This window comes from Planotetraspora kaengkrachanensis, assembly GCF_016862895.1.
GTDB classification, from domain to species: Bacteria; Actinomycetota; Actinomycetes; order Streptosporangiales; family Streptosporangiaceae; genus Planotetraspora; species Planotetraspora kaengkrachanensis.
In genome coordinates this window covers 1-19,733 of sequence record NZ_BONV01000007.1, presented here as the reverse complement: position 1 = coordinate 19,733, position 19,733 = coordinate 1, and the positions used below count along the sequence as shown (strand labels likewise).

Annotated in this window: 19 protein-coding genes; 7 read left to right on the top strand and 12 right to left on the bottom strand. The window is 69.9% G+C overall.

Annotated elements, in window-relative coordinates:
- Window positions 1–7 precede the first annotated feature (7 nt).
- From Pka01_RS11230 to Pka01_RS11205, 6 genes are all read right to left on the bottom strand, one after another.
- Window positions 8–757 (bottom strand): urease accessory protein UreD, encoded by a 750-nt coding sequence (locus Pka01_RS11230; protein WP_239114899.1) that lies wholly within the window; start codon window positions 755–757, stop codon window positions 8–10.
- Between the two features lie 50 nt (window positions 758–807).
- On the bottom strand, window positions 808–1,512 hold the full coding sequence (gene ureG, locus Pka01_RS11225) for an urease accessory protein UreG (RefSeq protein ID WP_203882615.1): 705 nt from the start codon (window positions 1,510–1,512) through the stop codon (window positions 808–810).
- Window positions 1,513–1,582: 70 nt separating this feature from the next.
- The gene (locus tag Pka01_RS11220) at window positions 1,583–2,509 is read right to left on the bottom strand and encodes an urease accessory protein UreF (protein WP_203882614.1); all 927 of its coding nucleotides are present in this window, start codon (window positions 2,507–2,509) and stop codon (window positions 1,583–1,585) included.
- 44 nt (window positions 2,510–2,553) lie between these two features.
- On the bottom strand, window positions 2,554–4,278 hold the full coding sequence (locus Pka01_RS11215) for an urease subunit alpha (protein WP_203882613.1): 1,725 nt from the start codon (window positions 4,276–4,278) through the stop codon (window positions 2,554–2,556).
- On the bottom strand, window positions 4,271–4,678 hold the full coding sequence (locus Pka01_RS11210; protein ID WP_308442233.1) for an urease subunit beta: 408 nt from the start codon (window positions 4,676–4,678) through the stop codon (window positions 4,271–4,273). Before Pka01_RS11210 ends, Pka01_RS11215 begins: the two co-directional genes overlap by 8 nt.
- A gap of 11 nt (window positions 4,679–4,689) precedes the next feature.
- Complete coding sequence (locus tag Pka01_RS11205; protein ID WP_203882612.1) at window positions 4,690–4,992, bottom strand: urease subunit gamma; 303 nt, start codon at window positions 4,990–4,992, stop codon at window positions 4,690–4,692.
- Window positions 4,993–5,600: 608 nt separating this feature from the next.
- Here Pka01_RS11205 and Pka01_RS11200 point away from each other — a divergent pair.
- The gene (locus Pka01_RS11200; protein ID WP_308442232.1) at window positions 5,601–6,296 is read left to right on the top strand and encodes an ATP-binding cassette domain-containing protein; all 696 of its coding nucleotides are present in this window, start codon (window positions 5,601–5,603) and stop codon (window positions 6,294–6,296) included.
- Between the two features lie 211 nt (window positions 6,297–6,507).
- Here the strand turns inward: Pka01_RS11200 and Pka01_RS11195 are convergent, their stop codons facing one another.
- Both Pka01_RS11195 and Pka01_RS11190 read right to left on the bottom strand, forming a co-directional pair.
- Window positions 6,508–7,491 (bottom strand): GNAT family N-acetyltransferase, encoded by a 984-nt coding sequence (locus tag Pka01_RS11195; RefSeq protein ID WP_203882611.1) that lies wholly within the window; start codon window positions 7,489–7,491, stop codon window positions 6,508–6,510.
- A gap of 95 nt (window positions 7,492–7,586) precedes the next feature.
- The gene (locus Pka01_RS11190; RefSeq protein WP_203882610.1) at window positions 7,587–7,832 is read right to left on the bottom strand and encodes a DUF2630 family protein; all 246 of its coding nucleotides are present in this window, start codon (window positions 7,830–7,832) and stop codon (window positions 7,587–7,589) included.
- A gap of 332 nt (window positions 7,833–8,164) precedes the next feature.
- Here Pka01_RS11190 and leuA point away from each other — a divergent pair, with 332 nt between their 5' ends.
- Window positions 8,165–9,892: a 2-isopropylmalate synthase gene (gene leuA / locus Pka01_RS11185; RefSeq protein ID WP_203882609.1), complete on the top strand. Its 1,728-nt coding sequence runs from the start codon at window positions 8,165–8,167 to the stop codon at window positions 9,890–9,892.
- A 607-nt stretch (window positions 9,893–10,499) separates the two neighbouring features.
- On the opposite strand, the gene Pka01_RS11180 is transcribed toward leuA, so the two are convergent.
- The gene (locus Pka01_RS11180) at window positions 10,500–11,198 is read right to left on the bottom strand and encodes a TetR/AcrR family transcriptional regulator (RefSeq protein WP_203882608.1); all 699 of its coding nucleotides are present in this window, start codon (window positions 11,196–11,198) and stop codon (window positions 10,500–10,502) included.
- 117 nt (window positions 11,199–11,315) lie between these two features.
- Between Pka01_RS11180 and Pka01_RS11175 the strand changes: the two genes are divergently transcribed.
- The 3 genes from Pka01_RS11175 to Pka01_RS11165 all read left to right on the top strand — a co-directional run bounded on the left by Pka01_RS11175 (window position 11,316) and on the right by Pka01_RS11165 (window position 13,633).
- Window positions 11,316–11,654: a YrdB family protein gene (locus tag Pka01_RS11175; protein WP_203882607.1), complete on the top strand. Its 339-nt coding sequence runs from the start codon at window positions 11,316–11,318 to the stop codon at window positions 11,652–11,654.
- Between the two features lie 13 nt (window positions 11,655–11,667).
- Entirely contained in the window at window positions 11,668–12,597 is a 930-nt protein-coding gene (locus Pka01_RS11170; RefSeq protein ID WP_203882606.1) for an NAD-dependent epimerase/dehydratase family protein, read from the top strand.
- A 67-nt stretch (window positions 12,598–12,664) separates the two neighbouring features.
- Entirely contained in the window at window positions 12,665–13,633 is a 969-nt protein-coding gene (locus tag Pka01_RS11165; RefSeq protein WP_239114898.1) for a Gfo/Idh/MocA family protein, read from the top strand.
- Between the two features lie 97 nt (window positions 13,634–13,730).
- Here the strand turns inward: Pka01_RS11165 and Pka01_RS11160 are convergent, their stop codons facing one another.
- The 3 genes from Pka01_RS11160 to Pka01_RS11150 all read right to left on the bottom strand — a co-directional run bounded on the left by Pka01_RS11160 (window position 13,731) and on the right by Pka01_RS11150 (window position 17,384).
- On the bottom strand, window positions 13,731–14,741 hold the full coding sequence (locus Pka01_RS11160) for an acetamidase/formamidase family protein (protein ID WP_203882605.1): 1,011 nt from the start codon (window positions 14,739–14,741) through the stop codon (window positions 13,731–13,733).
- On the bottom strand, window positions 14,738–16,162 hold the full coding sequence (locus Pka01_RS11155) for an APC family permease (RefSeq protein ID WP_203882604.1): 1,425 nt from the start codon (window positions 16,160–16,162) through the stop codon (window positions 14,738–14,740). Before Pka01_RS11155 ends, Pka01_RS11160 begins: the two co-directional genes overlap by 4 nt.
- Before the next feature lie 127 nt (window positions 16,163–16,289).
- Window positions 16,290–17,384 (bottom strand): substrate-binding domain-containing protein, encoded by a 1,095-nt coding sequence (locus Pka01_RS11150; RefSeq protein ID WP_203882603.1) that lies wholly within the window; start codon window positions 17,382–17,384, stop codon window positions 16,290–16,292.
- Window positions 17,385–17,434: 50 nt separating this feature from the next.
- Between Pka01_RS11150 and Pka01_RS11145 the strand changes: the two genes are divergently transcribed.
- Both Pka01_RS11145 and Pka01_RS11140 read left to right on the top strand, forming a co-directional pair.
- The gene (locus Pka01_RS11145) at window positions 17,435–17,941 is read left to right on the top strand and encodes a MarR family winged helix-turn-helix transcriptional regulator (protein WP_239114897.1); all 507 of its coding nucleotides are present in this window, start codon (window positions 17,435–17,437) and stop codon (window positions 17,939–17,941) included.
- A 61-nt stretch (window positions 17,942–18,002) separates the two neighbouring features.
- Window positions 18,003–19,595, top strand: a complete 1,593-nt coding sequence (locus Pka01_RS11140; protein ID WP_203882602.1) for an alkaline phosphatase D family protein — start codon at window positions 18,003–18,005, stop codon at window positions 19,593–19,595.
- Window positions 19,596–19,733 lie beyond the last annotated feature (138 nt).

Genomic DNA, 19,733 nt, shown 5'->3' with positions numbered 1-19,733 from the left:
TCTCCGCTCATGAAATCGCGAGGAGGGCGGCCGCGCTCTCGGCGCGTTCGAGCCGCGACCGCAATTCCACGGTGTCCCCGGCGAGGGCGGAGGCGAGCACTCCCGGCCCCGCGAGGGGCATCGCGGCCCATCCGTCGCCGATCGTGGCGCGGCGCTCCTGCTTCCGATCACGCGCGGCGTCCCACCGCTGCCCCGCGATGAGAGTGGAGCCGACGCAGCGGGCGTCGCCGTACACCGCGGGGCCGGCGTCGACCGCCGGATCCCCGATGAGAAGCTCCTGCCTCAGCAGCGGCCGTCCGGCGACGGTGGCGTCGAACCTGGTACGGCAGCGGCCGGGCCGTTCGCCGTGCCGTCCGAAGACGATCTCCTCGCGCCAGAAGAGCGTGGCGTCGTCGGCGAGCGAGAGCCGTACGGCCATGCGGTGCGAGCAGCCGGCGGCGAGCACGGTCGGCTCCGGCGAGAAACGCAACGACGCGCCGGCTCCGACGCGGGCGTCGATCAGCATGACCGAGCCCGCGGGGGAGGAGCCGGGGAGCACCAGAGTGGACGCCACAGAACGCACCTCCAGATCGGTGCCGGGGGCGACGTCGATCGTGAGCTCCAGGCGGTCCCCGCCGAGCGGGCCGGCTCCCGTCGAGACGAGGTGCACGAGGCCGGGGCCCGTCTGGCGCAGCGTCAGCGGTGGATCGGACCGCAACGTCTCCAGCCGCGTCCGCCCGTCCGACAACTCCGTCGCGATGACCGCTCGTGCCGTCACCGACGCCGTTCGCGACGCAGCAGGGCTCCTGAGCGGTGTCGTCATGGCGCTCAGGCGGCCGTCGTCGGAGTCGTGCGCGTGTGGTCGTGGGCTTGGTCGTTGGAGTGCTTCCACGTGTTCACCAGACTGGTGACCCATTCGGCGACGGAGTGGGCGCTGCGGTCCTCCCTGATCGACGTGAACAACACCGGCCTGCCGTCCCGTACGGCCGCGGCGTCGCGGGACATCACGGTCAGGTCGGCCCCGACGAGCGGCGCTAGGTCGGTCTTGTTGATCACGAGGAGGTCGGCCGTGATGACCCCCGGGCCGCCCTTGCGGGGCACCTTGTCGCCGCCCGAGACGTCGAGCACGAAGATCTGCCGGTCGGCCAGGCCCCGGCTGAAGGTCGCCGTCAGGTTGTCGCCCCCGCTCTCGACGATCACGAGGTCGAGGGGACCGAAACGCTCCTCCAGCGTCTCCACCGCGTCGAGGTTCGCGGCGATGTCATCACGGATGGCGGTGTGCGGGCAGCAGCCGGTCTGCACCGCGAGGATCCGCTCGGGGTCGAGGACACCCGCGCGGCGCAGGAACTCGGCGTCCTCGGTCGTGTAGATGTCGTTGGTCACCACCCCCAGGCGCATCGACGGACCGAGACTTCTGCACAGCGCCGCCACCAGGGCGGTCTTGCCGCTGCCCACGGGCCCGCCGATGCCGAGCCGCAGTGCTCGCCCATGCGGGTCGGCCGCGTCGTGGAGGTCGTCGTGCTGAGCGCCCATATGTGGCCCGTCCTTCGGCTTCGGAGGTGATGCGGCAGGGTGTCGGTTCTCGGTTCGGAGGGTGACCTCGTCAGGAGACGAAGAGTTTCATCGGGTTGCCGCGATGGCCTTCCGCGAGGAGGTCCAGTGCAGGAGCGGCATGGCCGGGCAGGGCAGGCCATGCCGATCCGAGCGCCTTCGCGGCCGGGCCGTCCGCCGAGCCGGTGTGCGTCGGTCCGGAGTTCGTGGCGCCGCCGTGGTGTGGGGGGTCGTCGCGTTTGGCCCCGTCCTGCGTGGCTGTGTTCTGCGCCGGTCCCTGGTGGCCTCCGGCTCCGTTCTGTGCGACGCCGTGGACGACGTCGTCGATGAGCGACGCGCAGGCCGCGTGTGCGGCGTCGTTCAGCGCCGGGGCCAGGTCGGCGAGCAGCCGGTGCACGGTCACCGGGTCAAGCCCGAGGAGCCGCACCGCCGCCGTGGCCGGGCCCGTCACCGAGTTGTACGCCGCCGCCAGCGCCGCCTGATACGGGTCGCAGCCCGCGGCGGCCGCCGCGGCCCCGAGGGCGATGGGATGGTGCGCGCCCTCCGGTACGGCTTTCGCCAGCTCGTCGAGCACGGCCGACGGCCAGATCCTGCGGGCGGAGCGGACGAGCAGTCGTCCCTGGACCCGGCTGGCCTCCCGCTGGGCGGGCGAGGCCGTCCGGGCGTCGGCCTCGGCGTCGAGCCGCCGCCAGAGCGCGGCCGGATCGGCGTCCGGGTCCGGGCCGGCGTGGCCGTACGGCCCTGCCGGGTGATCCGCGGTGGCGGCGGCGAACTCGCAGGCGGCGGCGGCCAGCGCGGCGCTGACCAGCCCCGCCGTCGCGAGCCGGCCACGGAGGAACCGCGCCAGATCCTCCGGGCCGGTGATCGTGCCGAGCCGCACCGCCTCCTCGGCGCCGCCCGAGTGGGCGTGACCGCCCGCGGGGAGCCGGGAGTCGGCCAGCAGCAGCAACGCCGCGTCGCCGGTCGGCCTGTCGCGCATCCCGTCTCCTCTCCCGTCCGCTCGCATCGCAGGGTTCCTCCGGCTCAGAAGAGGAAGTAGCGCTGCGCCATCGGCAGCCGTTCGGCGGGGGCGGGCTCGATCAGCTCACCGTCGACGCGGACGGTGAACGTGTCCGGATCCACCTCGATCGCCGGCAGGGCGTCGTTGAGGGGCATCGAGTCCTTGCGCCGGTTCCGCACGTCGGCGACCGGCGCAAGGCGACGCCGTACGGCCAGGCGGTCGGCCAGGCCGTCCTCGATGGCCAGCGGTGCCACGAAGTGCAGCGATGTCGCGGCCGCGGTCGTGGGAGCCGCCCCGAACATCGGCCGGGGGAGGACCGGTTGCGGGGTCGGGATGGAGGCGTTCGCGTCGCCCATCTGGGCGTAGGCGATCACACCGCCCTTGACGACGAGATCGGGCTTCACACCGAAGAAGGCGGGGCTCCAGAGCACGAGGTCCGCCAGTTTGCCGACCTCGACCGAGCCGATCTCCGCGTCAAGCCCATGCGCGATCGCCGGATTGATCGTGTATTTCGCGACGTAGCGGCGGGCGCGAAGATTGTCCGCTGGATTGCCCGGTTCGCCGCCCAGCGTGCCGCGCCGGGCCTTCATGACGTGCGCTGTCTGCCAGGTACGGATGATCGTCTCGCCGACCCGGCCCATCGCCTGCGAGTCCGAGCCGATCATGGAGATCGCGCCGATGTCGTGGAGCACATCCTCGGCGGCCATCGTGGCGGGCCGGATGCGCGACTCGGCGAACGCCAGGTCCTCGGGGATCGACGGGTTCAGGTGGTGGCAGACCATGAGCATGTCGAGGTGCTCGTGATGGGTGTTGACCGTGTGCGGCCGCGTGGGATTGGTGGAGGACGGCAGCACGTTGGCGTGGGAAGCGATCTTGATGATGTCCGGGGCGTGCCCGCCGCCCGCGCCCTCGGTGTGATACGCGTGGACGGCCCGGCCGCCGATGGCCTTCAACGTCGACTCGACGAACCCCGCCTCGTTCAGCGTGTCCGTGTGGATGGCGACCTGTACGCCGGTGGCGTCGCAGACGGCCAGGCAGGCGTCGATCGCCGCCGGGGTGGTGCCCCAGTCCTCGTGCAGCTTGAATCCGGACGCCCCGGCGCGCAGCTGCTCCAGCAGGCCCTCGGTGCTGACCGTGTTGCCCTTGCCGAGGAGGGCGACGTTGACCGGGTAGGAGTCCAGAGTCTCCAGCATCCGGGCCAGGTACCAGGTCCCGGTCACGGTGGTCGCCTTGGTGCCCTCGGCCGGGCCCGTGCCGCCGCCGACGATCGTGGTGATGCCGGAGGCGAGCGCCTCGTCGAGGATCTGCGGGGCGATGAGGTGGACGTGGGAGTCGACGCCCCCGGCCGTGATGATCTTGCCGTTGCCCGCGAGGATCTCGGTCGACGGGCCGATGACCAGGTCGGGGTGCACGTTGTCCATGGTGTCGGGGTTGCCGGCCTTGCCGATGGCGGCGATCCGCCCGTCCCGCACGCCGATGTCGGCCTTGACGACCCCCCAGTGGTCGACGATCACCGCGCCGGTGATCACGAGGTCGGGCGCGCCTTCCGCCCGCGTCGTGCGGGCCTGGCCCATCGACTCGCGGATGACCTTGCCGCCGCCGAAGACCACCTCGTCGCCCGCTCCCGAGGGGCCCATCGACAGATCTTCGGTGACCTCGACGAACAGGTCGGTGTCGGCCAGCCTGACCCGGTCGCCGGTGGTCGGGCCGTACAGGGCCGCGTAACGCGATCGCTCGATGTCAGCCACGGGCGCCGCCGTCGAGCGGGCCGGCCCACTCCGGGCGCAGTCCGGGCACGATGCGGTTGCCGGCGATCGGCACGAGCGTGACGTCGCGCTCGACGCCCGGCTCGAATCGGACCGCGGTTCCGGCGGGGACGTCCAGACGCGTGCCCCACGCCGCCCGCCTGTCGAACTCCAGGCCCGGGTTGGCCGCCGCGAAGTGATAGTGGGAGCCCACCTGGACGGGTCTGTCGGCGGTGTTGACCACGCGGAGGATCACGCGTTCCCTGCCCTGGTTCAGCGGGACGGGCGCGTCGCCGTACACGATCTCGCCGGGCACGCCGAGCGTCCTGGGCTCACCGGGCACGCCCGGTGTGGTGGCCGCTCCGGGCGAGTCCGGCGTGTCGGGTGTGCTCGCGCTGCTCATCGGCCGCGGCCTCATGTGATCGGATTGTGAACGGTGACGAGTTTGGTGCCGTCCGGGAACGTGGCCTCGATCTGGACGGAGTCGAGCATCTCGGGCACGCCTTCCATGACGTCGTCGCGGCGGAGCACCTTGCGGCCGGCGTCCATCAGGTCCGCCACGCTCCTGCCGTCGCGCGCACCCTCCAGCAGGAAGGACGCGATCATCGCGGTCGCCTCGGGATGGTTGAGCCGCAGGCCCCGCTCCTTGCGGTCGCGGGCCACGCCGGCGGCGACGTGAATGAGGAGGCGTTCCTGTTCGTGTGGGGTCAGCCGCATGGCGGGACCATAAATACTCGCCGTTTCTCTCGCGTTACCTGTTCATTTCCAGCGTGTATCGGAATCGTCGGCCGTGACGGCGGATGAGTTGTTAACTTTCTGGAGCTTTTCGAGAAATCTCACGCTAGCACCATGGTCGCAGGCGGACCGGCCGCCAGCCGTATCGGCAAGGAGCAATGATTGCGCAATTCGGCCCGAAGGTTGAACCCTCGTCGCTAATTCGGCGACGATGCCCGCCTACGGCGGAAGTGCCGTACCAGGGCCGGTGACCGGGCTCGACTGAGGTGCCCGGCGGAGCCTGAGAGCCGGAAAGCCCGCCGTGCATTTTTCTGCAGGGATGAGACCAGGAATCGGCAGATCGTGCCCTGCCTTGGCCATCTCGGGGAACTGGAGAAACAAGAAACGGGATCTCTCCGGCGGTGACCACGTGGTTCCCCGGAAAGGCCGGAGAATCACCGGACGCCTCGGTCGCGGCGAACGGTGCGAAGGTTCTCGCCGAGGAATGCACCCTGAGGCGAACGAAATCGCCGAGGCCGGATAGGCCGAACTGGTCAGGCCGGATTCGCGGGTACAGGGGATCCATCGGGGGTGGGCACGCGAGGAGGCCGATGATGTTGTGCGTTGAGGGGCTCGAGGCCGGGTACGGCGGCGCACGGGTGCTCTTCGGCGTCTCCATGGAGGTCGGCCGAGGCCGGCTGACCTGCGTGATGGGCCGGGGCGGCGTGGGCAAGACGACCCTGCTCAACGTCGTCATGGGGGTCCTGCCGGCCTCGGGCGGGTCGGTGACCTTCGAGGGCAGGTCGCTGACCGGTCTCAGGCCGGACGAGCGGGTACGGCTCGGCATGGGTTACGTGCCTCATGGCCACGACACCTTCCCCCAGCTCAGCGTGATGGGGAACCTGATGGTCACGGTGGAGGCCTCGCCGCACAAGGACGCGACGGCCGTCGACGACGCCCTGGAGGTCTTCCCCCTGCTCAAGCCGGTGCTGAACAGACCGGCCGGATCCCTGTCCAGCGGGCAGCAACGGCGGCTCGCGATGGCCAGGGCCCTGGTGACCCGGCCCCGGCTACTGATCCTGGACGAGCCGGCCGAGGGCGTCGAGGCGTCGGTCGTCTTCGAGATCGGGGAGGCCATCGAGCGGCTGCGCGCATCCGGGCTCGCGATGTTGCTGGTGGAGCGGTATCTCGACCTCGCCCTCCGCCTGGCCGACGACTTCGTGATCCTCGACGCGGGCAGGGTGGCGCGCTCAGGAACCGCGGAAGAGCTCAAGGGCGAGGACGTCCACCGGCTGCTCGAGGTCTGACAGAGCGGTGTGCGGAGCGATCAGAAGCCGTGCGACGGGGTCACGGCCGCAGTCACGACGGCTGGAGTTATGGTCGAAGGGAGGAAGCGATCGAATGCATGAACGCCTCTGGCCTCGCCGGGACTGATCGACAACAGCCCTGTGTACTTGGCCTTGCGCATGGCCGATTCGCTTCCTCATCGATGTGCCGACGCGGGGGGCCTGCCGCGGCTCAGACGCGCAGTTGCCACTCGTTCCACAGGTCGAGCACCTGGTAGCCCAGCTTCTCGTTGATGCCGAGCATGTGGCTGTTCGACGTCGAGTTCCACGTCACCACCCGCTCCACGGACGGCTCGCAGGCATGGAACCACGCGAGGTTGGCGAGCTTCAGGATGAGGCCCAGCCGCCGGCCCCGATGAGGGCGCAGCACGGCGGTCTCGTGTTGCCGGGCCCAGCCCTCCGGCTCGTGGGCGTCGACCGCGATCCGGGTGAATCCCGCCGGCTCGCCGGTGCCCGTGTGCCGCGCGACCATCGTGTACGCCCGGAGTCCCGCCGCGACCGTCGACTGATCGTGCGCGCGCACCCTGGCGGGATCCCAGCGCTGGTTCTCGATGTCCAGGTCGCCGAGCGGCTCGTCGTTCATGCCGCTCATGAGCTCCGCCATCTCCCCGAGTTGCTCCTCGCCCACCGGGCCGGCCCAGCGTTCGAGCTGATAGTCCCGCGCGTGCCGTACCGCGTCGCCTCGCATGAGTTCGAAGCCGGACCAGTCGGCCGTGCGCAGGTCGAGGACCCGCCGAGCCTCCGTGGCGGCGGGGGAGAAGCCGAAGGCGGCGGCGAAGGCCGCGCCCGGCCGGTCGGCGGCCGCCTCACCGAGGATCACCCGCCGTCCCTCGGCTCTGGCCCGCTCGATCGCGTGGCGCAGCAGCGCCCCGCCCACGCCGTTGCGCCTGTGATCAGGGTGTACGGCCAGCACGCGGATCAGTGCCAGATGCGTGTTGTCCGACTGGGGGTAGTGGAGGGCGTACCCGCCGGCGATCTCTCCCGAGCGGCGGGCCACCCAGGCCTCGCTGCGCTCGTCGGACCAGCCGTGCTCGATCACTACCTGGAAATGGCGGAACGACATTCGCGGCCCCGGCCCGGGGTCGGCGCGATCTGCCGCGTACAGGCCGGACATGCGGTCGCCGGGGACGATGAAGTCGACGGGTTCGATCCGCATGTCGTCCTGCATCCGTCAAGACAATCGCACCGCCGTCCACAGCGCGAGAGGTTTTCGGCTGGTGAGACGGCGGATGACGTGCGGCGGCCCGGGGGCTACTGCAGGTAGTTCTCGACCTCGCCGACCGGGCGGGCGGTCGCGTCGTCAGGGTCCTCACCCGCGCCGCGGCGGGCCCGGCGCTGGCGCAGCAGATCCCAGCAGCGGTCGAGCGACTCCTCGAGATCGCGGATCCTGGTGTGCTCGTCCTCCGAGTTCAGCTCACCCGCGGCGAGGCGCCGGCGCAGGGTGTGTTCCTCGTCGATGAGCTCACCGATCTGATCGAGGATCTCGTTGTCCTTCATCCCAACCCCCTTCGTTGTGAGTCACCCTAGCGTGCGGGGAATCCCACCTATTTGGCCGCATATGCGGGTCCGGGAGAGCCGTCTGTGGCGCAGGAGGCGGGGGGTGGGGCGCATCGGGGTCGCCGTCCGGGCGGGGTTCAGGCGTCTGCTAGTCTCCTTGGCATGCTGCGCGGGCTCCTTCTTATCCGCCGCGTCGAGGGCCTGTAAGAGGTCGGCTCCCTCGTCGCGGTGAGGCTCACGCGCGTCGGCCGTCAATGATCTCTCTCACTGGCGACGCCTCTCTCATCTGATCGGACTATGTCCCTCGCGTCGTCGTGTGCCCGACGAGGAGCATGATGAATTCCCAGCAGCCCAGCCCCATGCCGTTCCACCGCTACACGCCGTTCGAACCGATCCGGCTGACCGACCGCACCTGGCCCGACAAGGTCATCACCAAGGCGCCCCGGTGGTGCGCCGTCGATCTCCGCGACGGCAACCAGGCACTGATCGACCCCATGGACGCCGACCGGAAGCTCAAGATGTTCGAGCTGCTGGTACGGATGGGATACAAGGAGATCGAGGTCGGCTTCCCCGCGGCGTCGCAGACCGATTTCGACTTCATCCGCAAGATCATCGAAGAGGACCGCATCCCCTCCGATGTCGTCATCCAGGTCCTCACGCAGGCCAGGCCCGAGCTGATCGAGCGCACCTTCGAGTCGGTGCGCGGCGCCCGCCAGGCCATCGTCCACCTGTACAACTCGACCTCGACCCTCCAGCGCCGGGTCGTCTTCGGCCTGGACAAGGACGGCATCACCGCGATCGCGGTCGAGGGCGCCAAGCTGTGTAAGAAGCTGGCCGCCCAGATGGACGACACCGAGATCTTCTTCCAGTACTCGCCGGAATCGTTCACCGGCACCGAGCTGGAGTACGCGGTCGAGGTCTGCAACGCCGTCAACGACGTCTGGCAGCCCACGCCCGACCGCAAGGTGATCATCAACCTGCCGGCGACCGTCGAGATGGCCACGCCCAACGTGTACGCGGACCAGATCGAGTGGATGAACCGCCACCTGGCGTACCGGGACTCCGTGGTGCTGTCGCTGCACCCCCACAACGACCGGGGAACGGCCGTCGCCGCCGCCGAGCTCGGCTATATGGCGGGAGCCGACCGCATCGAGGGCTGCCTGTTCGGCAACGGCGAGCGGACCGGCAATGTCTGCCTGGTCACCCTGGGGATGAACCTCTTCTCCCAGGGCGTCGACCCCGAGGTCGACATCTCGGACATGGACGAGATCCGGCGGGTCGTCGAGTACTGCAACCAACTGCCCGTCCACCCCCGCCACCCCTGGGGCGGCGAGCTGGTCTACACGGCCTTCTCCGGCTCCCACCAGGACGCCATCAAGAAGGGCTTCGACCACCTCGAGCGCGACGCCGCGGCCGCCGGGGTCCCGGTCGACCAGTTCACCTGGGCCGTGCCGTACCTGCCGATCGACCCCAAGGACATCGGCCGGTCGTACGAGGCCGTGATCCGCGTCAACAGCCAGTCGGGCAAGGGTGGCGTGGCCTACATCATGAAGGCCGACCACCAGCTCGACCTGCCCCGCCGGCTGCAGATCGAGTTCTCCCGCGTCATCCAGGCGTACACCGACGCCCAGGGGGGCGAGGTCACGGCGGCGGCGATGTGGGAGGCGTTCGCCGACGAGTACCTGCCCAACCCGGACAAGCCGTGGGGCCGTCTCGGCCTGCTGGCCCACCGTCACTCCTCGACGGTCGACGACAAGGACCTGATCAGCGCCGATGTGCGGATCGACGGTCAGATCCGCGAGATCGAGGGGGTCGGCAACGGCCCGATCTCGGCCTTCTGCGACGCGCTGGAAGGGGTCGGGGTCGTGGTGCGGGTGCTCGACTACACCGAGCACGCGATGAGCGCGGGGGCCGACGCCAAGGCCGCGTCCTACGTGGAGTGCGAGGTCATGGGACCGAACGGCGCGGTCGTGCTGTGGGGGGTCGGCATCGACGCCAACACCACGACCGCCTCCCTCAAGGCCATCATCTCCGCAGCCAACCGGGCAACCCACCCCTAACCGCCCCCCTGGGCGTGATCATGCACAGACCTTCTGGGTGTGAGGCCTCCTGGGGTGATCATGCACAGGTTCGTGGACATGCGCGCCGACCAGCGCCACCACTGGAGGTGATCATGCACAGGTTCGTGGATAAGGACGTTGACCAGCCCGAACACTGTGCGTGATCATGCACGAATTCGGCGACATGCCGACCCACTTGCGAAAACCCCGGTCGTGATCATGCACGAATTCGTGAAGATGCGCGCTGACCTGCAGCGACGGTGTTCGTGATCGCGCAGTGATGGCCAATCGCCGGGCTGAGCAGGATCCGCCCGGCGCGCGGTCGGCGGTGACGCGTGGTGGTCGAAGCGCAGAAGGCGGCACTCCCATGCCGGGGTGCCGCCTTCTCTGCATGATCACGAAGTTCGTTTCCCCGGGCTGAACGGCCGGCCGCCGAATTCGCGCATGATCACGATGCGCGTGATCGCAGGTGAAACGGGGTTTGCCCGAACCCGTGCATGATCACGGACGGCGTTCGGGCTGGTCGGTATCCTTCTCCACGAACCTGTGCATGATCACCCCCAGTGGTGAGGCAGGTCGGCGGGCATGATCCCGAACCTGTGCATGATCACGCGGGGAGGCCGAGGAGGGCGGCCAGGCAGAGCATGTTGTGCTCGAAAAGCTCCCTCCGGTGTCTGATCACATTGTTGAACTGGCCGAACAGCTCGAAGTTCACCATTCCGAACAGTCCGGTCCAGGCGACGACGCCCCGCGCCACCACGTCGTCGGAGACGCCGGGCATGACACTGCGCACCGCGTCGGCGTCGGACGACAGCAGCCCGGGGGGAGCCGGGCACATGGCGGGCGGATTCAGCCGGCCCGCCGCCTGCGCCTCCGAGATGATCCGCCCGTAGACCATCGTGTCCCGGGAGGCCGGGCCGATCGTGTCCTCCGGCGCCTGGTAGCCCGGCACCGGCGAGCCGTACAGCAGGGCGTACTCGTGGGGGTGGTCCAGGGCCCAGGTTCGTACGGCATGGCAGACGGCCAGCCAGCGCCCGGTGAAGTCGTCTCGCGCGCATGCCGCGTCGGCGGTCTCCACGGCCTCGCCGATGGCGTTGTACCCGTCGATGATCAGTGCCGTCAGCAGGTCGTCGCGGCTCGGGAAGTACCGGTAGATCGCCGACGACACCATCCCCATGTCCCTGGCGACGGCGCGGAGCGACAGCCCGCCCGCTCCCTCCGTCGCGAGCCGGCGGCGCGCGATGTCCGTGATCTCCCGGATCAGCTCCGCTCGGACCCGCTCTCTGGCGGTACGGCTCGCGTTCATGCCCGCAGGCTATCAGAGCGGTGCCACAAAAAGAGAGCACTGCTCTTGACGAGCAATGCTCTCAAGCGAGAGCATTGCTCTCGCAAGCCTGTTGACAACGCGTAAACGGAGGCGGAAATGGCCAAGTGGGCGAACGCCGCGCTGATGTTCTTTCTGGAGCTCGGGGTCCTGTTCTCGGTCGGCTACTGGGGTTTCACGGTGAGCGAGAGCCTGGCGCTCCGCCTGTTGGCCGGGATCGGCGCCCCTGCTCTGTTCATCGCGGTGTGGGCGGTCTTCGGGGCCGCCAACAACCCGCCCGTCCCGCTCAAGGGCGTCGCCCGCGCCGTGCTGGAGATCCTCTGGTTCGGGGGAGGGGCCGCGGCTCTGATCGCCTCCGGGCTGGTCACCGCCGGCACCGTTTTCGCGGTCGTCTACATCGTCAACGCCGTACTGCGGCTCATGTGGCACCAGGTCTGAGGAGGAAATCGTCATGGGGAAGCACGTCATCGTCGGAGCAGGACAGGTCGGCGGGCACGTCGCGCGGTCGCTGGCGGAGCAGGGGCACGAGGTCGTCGTCGTCACGCGCTCGGGTTCCGGCCCGGAGCACCCGCGGATCCGCCGTGTCGCGGGACATGCCGCGGACTCGGCCGCGATGCGCCGGCTCGCGGACGGAGCCGACGCGCTCTACAACTGCATGAACCCGAAGTACCACCAGTGGGTCCAGGACTGGCCGCCCGTCGCGGCGGCGCTCCTCGAGGCCGCGGAGGCCACCGGAGCCGTCCTCGCCACGATCGGCAACCTGTACGGCTACGGGCCCGTCGACGGCCCGATGACGGAGGACCTGCCGCTGGCGTCCACCGGCACGAAGGGCAGCGTGCGGGCCGAGATGTGGGCGCAGGCCCTGGCCGCCCACCAGGCGGGACGGGTACGAGTCACCGAGGTCAGGGGGTCCGACTACTTCGGCCCCGGATCGTCGGACCAGTCGTACCTGGGCGGGCGGTTCCTCACGCCGGTACTGGACGGCAAGCCGGCCATGGTGCTGAGCGACCCGGACATCCCGCACAGCTGGACCTACATTCCCGACGTCGCCCGGGCGCTGATGGCGGCGGCGGTCGAGGAGAAGGCATGGGGCCACGCGTGGCACGTGCCGACGACCCCGCCCCTCGCGCTGAGGGAGATCGCCGAGAGGTTGGCCGCACTGGCCGGAGCCCCCGCCCCGCGCCTGCGGCGCGTCCCAGGGTGGGTGCTCCACGCCGCGGGGGTGGCCGTCCCGTTCCTCAAGGAACTGCGGGAGACCCGCTACCAGTTCGACCGGCCGTTCGTTCTCGACTCGTCGGCGTCGGAGGCCGTTCTCGGCTTCGGCCCCACCCCGATGGAGGACGCGCTGAAGGCCACCATGGCCTGGTGGCGCGAGCAGTGACCCAGCGGGTCAGTCGCATAACGGTACGAAGGCGAAGAACAGGCCGAACTGTGACAGGGTGATCCGCGTGACTGAACGAGCAACCGAACCGACGACCTCGCATCAGGACGCCGCACGCAGGCCACGCGTGGCGGTGATCGGGCTCGGGGACATCGCGCAGAAGGCCTATCTCCCGGTGCTCGGTGCGACGCCAGGCCTGGACCTGCTCTTCTGCACACGGGATCGGCCGACGCTGGACCGGTTGGGCGACGCCTACCGGGTGGCCGAGAGGTTCACCTCGGTCGGCGAGGTCGTCGCGGCGGGGATCGACGCCGCCTTCGTGCACGCCGCGACGCCCGCCCACGTGGACATCGTGACGGAGCTCATCGAGGCGGGAGTCCACGTCTACGTGGACAAGCCGCTCGCGTACGACCTCGCCGACGCGGAGAAGCTCGTACGGCTGGCGGGGGAACGCCGCCGCTCGCTCATGGTCGGGTTCAACCGGAGATACGCGCCGGACTACGCGGCGCTGCGCGACCTGCCGCGCGACCTCGTGGTCATGCAGAAGAACCGGGCCGGTCATCCGGACGACCCGCGCCGTGTGGTGTTCGACGACTTCATCCACGTGGTCGACACGTTGCGGTTCCTCGCGCCGGGTGAGGTCGCCGACGTGTCGATCGACGTACGGGTGCGGGACGGGCTGCTGGAGCACGTCGTCCTCCACCTGCGCGGCTCCAGCGGGGCCCACGAGGCGGCGAACACGGACTTCACCGCGATCGGGATCATGAGCAGGGTCAGCGGCGCGAGCGAGGAGAGCTGCGAGGTCATCGGCGGAGGCGCCAAGCGCAGGGTCGTCAACCTGGCCGGAGTCGTCGACTACTCGGGCACGGAGGCGGTCGGCCACCGGGGCGACTGGGTGCCGGTGGCCCGTCAGCGCGGCATCGAGCAGGCCTGCCAGGAGTTCCTCGCGTCGGTGCGCGAAGGCCGCCTGATCACCGCCGACGACGCGTTGCGAACCCACGCCCTGTGCGAGGACATCGTGGCCGCCGCGGGTTAGGTCCCGGCTCGCGGGAGGCGAAACGGCCACGGCCCACCTTTCGTACGGCGCAGCGCCGTACGAAAGGTGGGCCGTTCTGCCTTCCGATGCACGCCACTCAGCGGGAGGACAGGTACTCCTCGCCGAGCGTGCGGAGACGGCTGTGCGCCGACTCGTAGATCTCAGGACCGCGCAGGTACGCCTTCGGCAGCTTGGCGACCATCGTGTAGTTGGTGTCGCACACGTTGCCCACGGGGGCCTCGCCGCCCTGGCTGACCAGTTGGTAGGCGTCGAGCTGGTCGAGGCCGGTGAGCGAGGAGGCCCAGGTGACGAGGTCGTGCTGGCTGATGCGGTAGGCGTCCTCCAGCGGCCGCGCCGACCCGGTCGACATGAGGTGCTCGTCGTCCTCGAGCCGCGGCCAGGGCGTGGCCACGCCCTTGATCAGCTCGACGGCGACGACGGTGTTCATCGCGGCCTCGACCGCGGTGCCGCAGACCTCGCCGTGCCCCTGGCGGCAGTGGCCGTCGCCGACGGCGAACAGGCCGCCCTCGACGTTCACCCCGAGGTAGACCGTCACGCCCGCACGCAGCTCGGGGGTGTCCATGTTGCCGCCGTGGGCGTCCGGCGTGATCGTCATCCGCGCCTCGGACGCGGCGGGCGCGACGCCCACCGTCCCGTGCATGGGGTCGAGCGGCATCTCCACGGTGAAGTCGCCCCGCCGCGCGTGGTAGCGGACGATCCGCTTTTCGGCGTCGACCTCGTAGAGCCACACGACCTCGTCGAGCGGCGGGTGCAACATCGCGGTCGTGTGCGTGGCCGTCAACGCGCCGAAGTGCGGGAACGTGGTCGAGACCGCCCAGTCGCGGGCCGGCTCGATGGAGACGAAGTGCAGCGCGAGCGTGTCGCCCGGCTCGGCGCCCTCCACGTGGAAGGGGCCGGTGACGGGGTTCAGGTAGGGGAACTCGCACACCTGCGAGGGCAGGTCGTCCACCCCCCGCACGCGGCCGCCGAAGCAGTCCTCGGTGAACATTTCCACCACCGTGCCCGGGGTGATCCTGGCCACCGCCGGACGGCCGCCGAAGGTGTAGGACAGCTCCTCTGGCGCCGGTCGGTAGGAGAAGACGTTCACTCGTTGACCTCCGAGTTGATTCCGGAAAGGGTGGGTCGCCTGCCCATCAGGTAGGAGACGACGAGGATCACCACTCCGATCGCGAGCCAGACGAAGCCCAGCGTCTGGGCGGCGATGCTGGCGTTGATCACGACGTAGAGCAGGATGAGGAAGCCGATGGCCGGCGCGATCAGGTGGCGCCACCAGTCGCGGCTGCCCTGCCGTACGAGGTAGTGCACGACGACGGACACGTGCAGCGCGAGGAAGGCGGTCATCGCGCCGAAGTTCACCAGCTGGGTGAGCAGCGTGAGGCCGTCGTCACGCGAGTTCATGTACAGGCCGAAGCCCAGGGACACCGCGGCCACCACGAAGGTGGCGTTGACCGGCACCTTGTGCCTGGGGTGGATCTTGCCGAGGAAGCTCGGGAGCTGCTTGTCGCGGGCCATGGCGAACAGCAGCCGGGAGGTCGCCGCCTGGGCGACCAGCGAGTTGGCGAAACCCCATGCGATGGCGGTCGCGACGGCGGTGAGCACGCTCAGCCAGTGCCCTCCGGCGTACTCGGCCGTGTCGTAGAACGCCGAGCCGGCCGGGTCTCCGTTGGCGATCAGGTCGGCGCGGTTCGGCACGAGCAGCGCCGCCACCCAGGTCTGGACGACGAACAACAGGCCCGCGAGGCCGAGCGCGGCGATCATGGAACGGCCGAGGCGGCGAGTGCTCTCCCGGCTCTCCTCGGCGAGCATCGAGATGCCGTCGAAGCCGAGGAACGACAGCACCGCCACGGACACCGCACCGAAGACCAGTGACGAGGAGAACGTCGAGGAGTCGAACAACGGGGTGAACGCGCCGCCGTGCCCCTTGCCCTGGGCGAGGGCGACGACGCCGATCACCAGGAAGATCGCCAGCACGATCAGCTCGGCCACCAGCATGATCTTGTTCAGGCGGGCGGTCATCTCGATGCCGAGGTAGTTCACCACGGTGTTGAGCACGATGAAGCCGATCAGCCAGGCCCAGATCGGGATGGCGGGCACGAACGACGCCATGGCGGCGCTCGCGATCAGGTACAGCAGCGCGGGAACGAGCACGTAGTCGAGCAGGATGACCCAGCCGGCGAGGAAGCCGACCGGGGCGGCGATGCCGCGGCCCGCGTAGGTGTAGACGGAGCCCGCCATCGGGAAGGCCTTGGCCATCTCCGAGTACGACAGCGCGGTGAAGGCCATCGCCACCATGCCGATGATGTAGACGAGCGCCACCATGCCGCCGGACGCCTGGAAGACGCTGCCGAAGATGCCGAACGGCGCGATCGGGACCATGAAGATCAGGCCGTAGATCAGCAGGTCGGTGAAGGTCAGCGAACGCCGCAGCTCCTGCTTGTAGCCGAACTGCTCGACGCCGGCCGCAGATGGTGGTGCGGGTGATGGGGAGGCCTCAGAGGGAGAGGACATTGACGGCTCCTTAACACGCGGGATCAGAGCCGTACGATAGATCTAACCCTTCAGGACGAAAAGGTTTCGTTTGAAAGTTTTACGTGACGGTCATAACACCGCGATCCGGACACCGGTTTGCCGCAGGTCAGGCCGAGGCGATGACGGAGAAGTCGAGGCCCTCGGCACGCCCGACGTAGACCCGCTGCAGGACGTGACGGTCGCGGAGCGTCAGCAGTCCCCGGCCGGTGGTGACGGTGGCGCCGTCGGCCACCGCCTCGACGGCGGGAACGGACAGCGTCCCCGCCCGGCCCGCCAGAGCCGCCAGCATGAGGACCCCCTCGTAGCAGCCGTGCCCGTGACCGTTGAGCGACGGGGCCTGCGGTCCGAACATCCGGGCGTAGCGTTCTCCCAGGCCGAGGTTGGCCTCGGTGACGAGGCTGCCGAAATAGCCCATGGCCGCGTAGAGCTCCCCTGTGGTGTCGCCCCCGACGGCGAGCAGTCCGTGCTCCTCCAGCGCCCCGCACAGACGCGCACAGCGCAGGCCGCTCGCCGCGAACGCCCGGTTGAACGCGACCAGGTCGCTGCCGATCAGGTTGAGCAGCACCGCGTCGGGCCGCGCCGCCGCGACCTCCTCGATCAGCGCGTCCATCGCCGTGGTGCCGGACGGGACCAGCCGTTCGCCGACGATCCGCGCGGACAACGCGCGCAGATGCCTGCGGGCCGAGGCGTGCACCAGCCGGGGCCAGACGTAGTCGTTGCCGAGCAGGAACCACCGCCTGGCCCTCCGGTGCTCGACCAGCCAGTCGAGCCCCGGTCCCACCTGCTGGGACGCCGGTTCGCCGAGGTAGTACACCCCCGGTTTGCGGGCGCCTCCCTCGTAGGGCGGCGTGTAGACGAAGGGCGCCGAGCCCGACAGCGAACGTTCGACGGCCACGCGGACGTCACTGGCGTGGGTGCCCACGACCGCCTGCACGACTCCGGCGCGCACCAGCCCGGATATCTCGCGGGCGACCTCCGCCGGGGACCTTCCCCCGTCGACGAGCACGAGCTCCACCGGCCTGCCCAGGACGCCGCCCGCGGCGTTGACCTCGGCGGCTCCGAGCATCGCGCAGTTGATCGCGCACGGCCCGAGCAGGCCGAGCACACCGGAGACGGGCACCACCAGGCCGACGCGGAGCGTCTCGGCCCGCACCAGGTGCGCTTCGAGGGGGTCGATGACCACCGTGACAGGATCAGCCACGTGCATGAGTATGGCCCTTGCGCGCTCGTGAACGAAGGGAGCCCACTGTGGTGACGGCGGGACCCGACGGCGGGCGCGAGGCACCCCTTCCCCCTGTGCGTCCGGACGCTGGTAGCGGGTCCCCTCCGGCGGGCAACGGGCTCGGTTCCTCCCTCGCCTATTTGCTGAGCCGGGCCGAGCGGAGCGTGAACCGGGCGCTGGCCGCCGCGCTCGCAGCCGAGGACGTGTCCGTCGAGCAGTGGCGCATCCTCCAGGCGCTCGCGGACGGGCGCGGTCATTCGATGGGCGACCTCGCCGAGGCCGCGCTGATGCCGCATCCCACACTGACCAAGGCCGTCGACCGGCTCGTCGAGCGTGCCGTCGTCTACCGCGGGGCCGACCCGGCCGATCGGCGGAAGGTGGCGGTATTCCTGGCGGATCGGGGAAGTGACCTCCTTGGCCGTCTCGAAGCGGGGATCGCCGAGCATCATCGGGCGATCCTCGCTTCGTACGGCACGGCGAGGACCGGGGAGCTCATGCGCGAGTTGGAGAACCTCGTGCGGGCGCTGGAAGGCTGACCGCGGCCTTTCCCGGGCCCGGCCTGCCGGATCGACGACCTGCGACCCTCGAGGAGGTCATGTGCCCGACTTACTTGTGGGGCCGATGCTGCGCCACGTCGACGGGACGAGCGCGTCCATATGGGTGGAGACGAGCGAGCCGTGTGAGGTCGCCGTCGGCCTGGGCGGCGAGCGCGCAACGGAGCCGACCTTCACCGTGCACGGCCATCACTACGCGATCGTCGATGTCGACGTTGATGGAGAAGACGCGGGGGACTACACCGTCGAGCTGGACGGACGGCCCGTCTGGCCGATCGAGGGACTCCCGCCGAGCCGGGTCCGTCCGCTCACGGAGCTGGGCAGGGTCGTCTTCGGCTCCTGCCGTACGAGCGTGCCGCACGACGAGGCGTACGAGAAGGTCCACGGGCCCGACGTGCTCCGGGAGTACGGCCTGCGCCTGATGGCGGGGGAAGACCCGCCGAGCCTGCTGCTCTTCCTCGGCGACCAGGTCTACGCGGACGAGCCTTCGCCGGAGATGATCGACTTCATCCGGGCCCGGCGGCAGGACGGGCCGGACGAGATCGTGGACTTCGAGGAGTACGCCGAGCTGTACCGGCGGGCCTGGACCGAACCGGTGGTCCGCTGGGTCCTGTCCACCGTGCCGACAGCGATGATCTTCGACGATCACGACGTGCGTGACGACTGGAACACGTCCGCGGCGTGGCGGAGCCAGATGGCCGAGGTGCCCTGGTGGCCGTCACGGGTGGTGGCCGGGCTCGGCGCGTACTGGGTCTACCAGCACCTCGGGAACCTCTCGCCGTCCGAACGCAAGGCCGATCCCACGTTCGAGGCGATCCGGGCGGCCGACGGCGACGGCGCGGCGATCCTCGACGCGTTCGCGAAGCGGGCCGACGAGGAGCCCCCATCGACACGCTGGAGCTATGCCCGCGACGTCGGCCGAACCCGCCTGATCATGCTGGACACGCGGTGTGCCAGGAACCTCGAACCCGGACGCCGCAGGATGGTCGACGACGAGGAGTGGTCCTGGTTCACCGGCCAGGCCACGGGCGACGTCGATCACCTGCTCGTCGGATCCTCGGTGCCGGTGTTCCTGCCGAGCGGCATCTTCGACGTGGAGAGCTGGAACGAGGCCCTGGCCGACGGGGCGTGGGGACGCCGCGCGGCGAACTGGGGGGAGAAGGTCCGCCAGGGTCTCGACCTCGAACACTGGGGCGCGTTCCGCCGGTCCTTCGACGACCTCGGCCGCCTGCTCGTCGACGTCGCCGCCGGACGCCGGGGGCGTGCGCCCGCCACCATCGTGCTGCTCTCCGGCGACGTGCACTACTCGTATCTCGCAGCGGCCGGCCCCGCCTCCGCCGACCTCGACGCGGCGCGGATCTACCAGGCGGTGTGCTCGCCGATCCGCAATCCGCTGAGCCGCACCCTAAGACTCGCCAACGTGGTCGCGTCGTTCGGCGTCGCGGGGCTCGCGGGGTCGGTATTGGCGCGCATGGTGCGACTGCCCCGGCGGTCCTTCCGGTGGAAGATCACCGACGGCCCGTGGTTCCCCAACGCGCTGGCCGCCCTGGACCTCGACGGCCGGTCGGCCGTCGTGCGCTGGTACGCGGCGCGGCCCGCCTTCGGGGAGACGGCCCGGGTACAGCTGGCGCCCTGAGCGCCTTGCAGTACGCGGGCTGGGCGGGGACTGCCGGTCGGGTGTCTGAGCGTGATGGGCGCCCGATCGTGCGCGTGCTCGCCCACAGCGAACGGATAGAAATTCTGTTCGAGATCTGTAGCGGGTCGGTTACGGTGT